Here is a 5448-nt window from a genome sequence, read left to right on the forward strand (position 1 = left end):
CCATCGGCTATGGTGCCAACCGGATGCCCTCGCCCTCGGCCTGTTGCAGCAGGCGCTTGGCATCCTCGGGCAGCAGGAGTCGATCCGAGACGAGCCGGGACGTCGCGCCGCGCATGGCCTCGACATAGGCCTCCTTCGTCAGGTAGCGCTCCTCGAGCGAGAGGCGCCGGTCGCCTGAGTCGAGCCTTTCCAACTTGGTTCGCGCGAAGGGAATGAAGCTGCCCTGAAGGGAGCAGAAGCCGTTCTCGAAGCGGCCGGCTCGCCCGAGATTCCAACCCGTGTAGGTGCCGATCGGAACCTGCAGATGGGCCGACCGAAGCCCGCCCACATCGTTCCCGTCCTCGTCGACCTGCGGCACGAGGATCCCGTAGCTGGCCGTGCCAATCCCGGGCGGCTCCTGCGTGATCACGCCCGACATATCGGCCGGGTTGTATTCGGGGCCGTAATCGGCCGGATGCAGCGGGTTGTGGACGCTCAGGAAGCGGACGGCGGGCCTGCGCACGTTGCCGTAAGCATTGGCCGGGATCGGCGGAAAGCGCACCTGGTCGGGCGCGACGAGGGTTCCGTCGACGATCCGCGGCACCACGCTCGCGGGTGGATCCTTGTCATCCTTCACCCACGCGGTGAGCGCAGTCAGGAGCGCCCGCATGGTCCAGACCTGCGGGTTCGGATTGGCCTGCTGCTGACAGTGCCCGAACGGCTCCGCGGTCGGGAGCGGCAGGTTCGCCGGAACGTGCTGCGTGCTCGCCAGGATGAAGGTGCGCACGGTCGCGGGATCCGGGACGTCGAGCCGCCCCAGCGGATCGGTGAGCCCGAGCGACTGCCGGCCTTCCCAGACCTCGAGCGCCGTCGCGACGTGGAAGATCTTGGGACAGGAATGCGTCGCCGAACAGCGGTCGAGAATGCCTTGCGTGCGGCCCGAGATCGGGTCCGTCTGCGCCGCATACGAGAACGGAAAATCGTAGGCCGGATAGAGGTGGTCGATCTGATGGCCCCAGGCCCGACCGGGCTGCGCGAAGCGCACGTTGAGCGGGATCAGGCCGCCGCCGATGTGCGGGTAGGCGCCCTCGAAGACCAGCCGCCCGCCTTCATCCTCGTTGAAGCCCAGATGAAGGAAGGAGCGGATCATGCGGCCGCTCTGGGAGGTGCCCATCACGATCGCCTTCGCGCCCGGCCGGAACACCGGGTTGGCCGTGCCTGCGGTGTCGCGCTCCTCGTTCTTCAGAAAGGCGGCGAGGTCGCGCGTGACGGCATACCCGAGCCCGAGCACGAGCGGGTCCTTGGCGCGATAGATCAGCTCGTATAGCTTGCCGGGCTCGAACCCGGCCGAGTAGCAGATCCTGGTGTCGTCCGTCGTAGGCTCGCCGCCTTCTGGACACGACCCGAACGCCCAGTCCGCATTCGGGATAGTCACCCTGGGCTCCTGCTCTTTGGCGCGCACCGTGAGGGTCGGAAGAAACCCATCCTCGAATGGCTTCCGGTTGTCGGGGCTCGCGGTTGGATAGCTCGCGTGCGTCAAGGTCGTGAACCAGCCCGACGAGAGGTTGAGTGTCTTTGTCGGGGTGAGCGTCGTCAGTTCGGCGCGAACCAGCCCGGTGATCGGCGAGCCATCCGCGTTGCGGGCCACGGGCGCGCTCATCGTCATGCGATTGTTGCCCGGCAGGACATCGGCCTGCCAGCCGAACCATACGAGCGTGTAGCCCTCCTTCAGCATGAAGCCGTCGCCCGGATCCGCCACGGAATTGATCTCGGTGAGGTTCGGCGGCACGTCGGCGTTGAAGGCAGCCAGCCCGCCCTTGTTGCCGCGGTTCAGGATGTTGAAGAACAGCACGCCGTTGCCGCGCCCCAGGTCGGCCGGGCGCAGGATGTCGATCTCGGTCGCGTATTCGACCATGCCGCGGGCGTTGCGCGGCGCGAGCTGGATGTCCTGGATGATGGCGTTCGCCGGCGCGTTGGGATCGACCTCTCCGAAGGCTCGCCCGCGCACGCGCTTGTAGGGCCCGACGGGCTCGAAGGATCTGCCACCGAACACAGGCTCTACGCTGGACACTTCGAGCCGCGTGATCCGGGCTTCAGCGGTTCCCGTCAGGAGGACAGCCGCGACGGTTACAACAAGAGCAGTGGTGCTGCGGAGGTGCTGCAGGCTCATGGAGGCCTCCCATGCGTCGGATCGCCGTTGCTCCGATCGTCTCGCGGAGTCCGGCCGACTGCAACACGGTTTTCGGCAGGGCGAAAGGCGGGAAGAGGAGTGGATCACGGGCGCTGCCATTGCTGACGGCGAAGTCAGGGGCCGACGTTTGGCGGTGCGGGTGGTCGGGCCGGTATTCGTAACGCGAAACCAGTCAGTCGCTCGTTTCCTGCCTGCCCAAGGAAAATCACCCGCCGCATGGACGGACACCGTCTCATTCAGTGTGACGCGCGAGGTCGTTGCAGCGAGGTGTAGAGCGTTGAGCCTGCCGCCTGGCCGGACTAAGCTCAGCAGGATTGCTGATGGCTGCTCTTGCTTGTCAAGCGAGCCGGATTGCGCCGGAGAGAAGCCGTGCCGAGGCTCCGTCTCGCCCTGTTGGTGGCCTGCTGTCTGGCTGTGGCATCGGGCCTCCAGGCGCAGGACCTGATGCGCTACGTCGACCTGACCTCGCCCGAGATGACGCAGGCCGAGTTCACCCGGGCCGAGATCGAGCGCCTGCTCGCGCAAGCACACGGAAGCCCGCTCGATCTCTCGGGCAAGCGTCTGTCGGGCCTGGATCTCTCGGGTCTGGACCTCAGAGGGGCGAACCTGCGGCTGGCTCGCCTGAACAAGACCAGACTCGTCGGAGCGGACCTGAGCGGAGCCAGTCTCGATCAGGCCTGGGCGCTCGGCGCCGACTTCTCGCAGGCCAAGCTCGTTGCGGCGAGCTTGTTGGCGAGCCAGGCCCGTGATGTCGTATTCGCACGCGCGGATCTGACCGGCGCCCGCCTTGTTGTGGATCTGACCGGCGCCGACCTCACGGACGCGAACCTGTCTGAGGTACGCGGCGGTGCCGATATGAGGAACCAGTCCATGGGCCTGATCCGGGCCGTCCTGACCTCGGCCCGGCTCGATGGCGCGAAGCTCGTGCGAGCCGACTTGGCGCGGGCCAAACTGGACTTCGCCAGCCTGATCGGCGCTGACCTCATCGAGGCCAGCCTGGTTGGAGCGGAACTCGCTGGGGCAGACCTCACCGGGGCTCGCATTACGGGCGCGGATTTCCGCGACGCTGATGTGAGCGGGGCCAAGCTCCGGAAGCTCAGCGGCCTGGACGCCGCGAAGAACCTCGATCAGCTCGTCCATGCAGACCGAGCCGTGCGCGATTGAGATGATGCGCCAAGGCTCTGCGCATCCGGACCGACGGGGTCCAGAGAGAATGAGGATTCGCGACGCAAGCTAATTCTGCCTGGAAGGCGGAAACTGATCGCTCAGGCGCTACGTTGCCCAGGACAGGCCAGCTTTGGGTCGAGTTGGATCGTTGCTGATCAATGTGGGGGATCTTCGTGCACACGCTGCTTGTCAGATACCTGACTTGTCACACCTGTGCGGTCGCAGTGTGGTTCTTTCTCGCCTCCGGAGCGGCAGCCGATCCGGGCAGAGACTTCCCGGCCTTGCCTCTCCCGCCAACGGTCGAGACCCTCGTGGGCATCCCGCAGCCTCATTCGGCAGGACGCGCCACGCATCTCGAGCTGGTCCGGCGCGCAGCCGAGGGGCGAGGCTTACCTCCTGAGGTGGCCGATGCCGTAGCGCATGTGGAGAGCGCCTATGACCCGAACGCCGTGGGCGCGGTCGGCGAGATCGGCCTCATGCAGGTGCGGCCGGAGACGGCTGCTCTGCTGGGATACACGGGCCCTGTGGCTGGGTTGCATGAGCCCACGACAAATGTCCGGTACGGTGTCCGCTATCTCGCAGACGCGTGGAAGCTCGCCAATGGAAACCTCTGTCGGACGCTGATGAAGTACCGGGCCGGCCATGGCGAAGAGCGCATGTCCGAGCGCTCCGTCGAGTATTGCCGCCGCGTCCGGGCTCATCTCGCAGCGATCGGCTCGTCCCTCGCCAATGCGCCTCTGCCGGCTGCCGATTACTTCCCGAGTTCACCCCAACAGCCAGTCGCGTCGGCGCGATCCCAGCAGGCACGCCTTCGGCTGACCTTAGGTGCGAGCAGTGTGCGCCGTGCCAAGAGCCGGCAGCTGTGGGCCGCTCACGAGGCGCGGCTGCAGGCCATCACGCGCAAGCTGCAGCCGGCGCAGCTGCGCATCGCGTCCGGGATCTGAGCCGGGCTGCCAAGCCAAGGACGTGTGATATGCTGCCACCTCACCCATTGCCGCAGTCGTGTGGGGCATTGGCAGTCCGCCACCCTTAGGGCACATCGGTTCACTTGGAGTTTCGGAGCCTGCAGTGGCGCAGGAGACACGATGAGCGCCGTACGGCGGAAAGCGGGCCTAGCACCGCCCGATCTTCAGTCGCAAGCCGAAAGGAGCGAACTGCTGTTCAATGCATCTGCCCGGCCAGAATTCCAGTAGGCCGCTTTGGACTTGCTTCGGGCAAGTCGAGAGCACTGTTATAGTGCAGGAGGATCTCCATACCCCACACTCGCTTTACGAAAGAGTTTCAGGATGAGGCTGTGCGGCTTGCTTTGACGAGCGGCCGCAGCCGACGTGAGATTGCCGCGGATCTCGGGATCGGCTTGTCGACCCTACGGCACTGGATCGACCACCGCCTCGCTGTCCGATGCACTCACCAACATAGCCGCCCTGACCGTAAGCAGCGTAGGATGGCGGCGACCCCGGCGAGAATTCCAGATACAGATACACTCCGCGCTGCCGAGGAACTTAGCTCCGGGGCTTCTCCAACTCTCTTCGTTCCTCGTGGCACTTCTCCCACGCCGCCCGGAGCACAGCAGCTTCGGCGCGCTCCCTGCGCGCACTCTCCCGCAGACGCAAGACTGCGTGCCATAGACAGGCGGCCTCTTCGAGAAGCTCGTATTCCTCCAGAGCTTCCGCCTCCCTGACAAGCTTTGCAATGGCGCGCTCACGGCCCGCAGCCCAGGTCTCAAGGGCCTGCGCGCGAGCGAGGGGATGCGACCGGCTCTTCGCTTTGGTCATCGGACCATCATGCAGGTCCCACCAAACCTGCACGATTCACCTAACCATCAAATTCCATGAAACAATGCGTCGGAATAACGGGCTTCGAGCGATCCCGTAAGGATCTCGCTGTCCACTGATGGAAGGACATCCAGCGCGAGAGAGGCGGTTGGCAGGTAGAGGTCAGGATCAGCGGAAAGAAGCGGCGCGCCGCTGCCATGCTCATCAGGAGCGAAGACGGTCATCAACACTCAAGGGGATCGTGAAGACGGCATGGAGGCCGCCTTCACGATAGACCGGGTTGGTGGTGCCCTGGAGTTCATGCACTATCGTCTGCTGGACAAGGCGCGAACCGAA

Annotated in this window: 5 protein-coding genes; 3 read left to right on the forward strand and 2 right to left on the reverse strand. The window is 65.4% G+C overall.

What is annotated here, in order from left to right; genetic code table 11:
- Positions 1 to 7 precede the first annotated feature (7 nt).
- Positions 8 to 2149 carry an alpha/beta hydrolase domain-containing protein gene (locus tag BN1233_RS40975; protein ID WP_046869451.1) on the reverse strand — a complete coding sequence of 714 codons (2142 nt, stop codon included), beginning with the start codon at positions 2147 to 2149 and terminating at the stop codon, positions 8 to 10.
- Between the two features lie 390 nt (positions 2150 to 2539).
- Here BN1233_RS40975 and BN1233_RS40980 point away from each other — a divergent pair, with 390 nt between their 5' ends.
- From BN1233_RS40980 to BN1233_RS50355, 3 genes are all read left to right on the forward strand, one after another.
- Positions 2540 to 3334, forward strand: a complete 795-nt coding sequence (locus BN1233_RS40980; RefSeq protein ID WP_244470751.1) for a pentapeptide repeat-containing protein — start codon at positions 2540 to 2542, stop codon at positions 3332 to 3334.
- 176 nt (positions 3335 to 3510) lie between these two features.
- Complete coding sequence (locus BN1233_RS40985) at positions 3511 to 4281, forward strand: lytic transglycosylase domain-containing protein (protein WP_244470750.1); 771 nt, start codon at positions 3511 to 3513, stop codon at positions 4279 to 4281.
- 302 nt (positions 4282 to 4583) lie between these two features.
- Entirely contained in the window at positions 4584 to 5018 is a 435-nt protein-coding gene (locus BN1233_RS50355) for a transposase (protein WP_244470752.1), read from the forward strand.
- Positions 5019 to 5159: 141 nt separating this feature from the next.
- Here the strand turns inward: BN1233_RS50355 and BN1233_RS48045 are convergent, their stop codons facing one another.
- Positions 5160 to 5336 carry a hypothetical protein gene (locus tag BN1233_RS48045; protein ID WP_154678358.1) on the reverse strand — a complete coding sequence of 59 codons (177 nt, stop codon included), beginning with the start codon at positions 5334 to 5336 and terminating at the stop codon, positions 5160 to 5162.
- Positions 5337 to 5448 lie beyond the last annotated feature (112 nt).

Origin of the sequence: Microvirga massiliensis, from assembly GCF_001006805.1 — a bacterium.
Lineage (GTDB): Bacteria > Pseudomonadota > Alphaproteobacteria > Rhizobiales > Beijerinckiaceae > Microvirga > Microvirga massiliensis.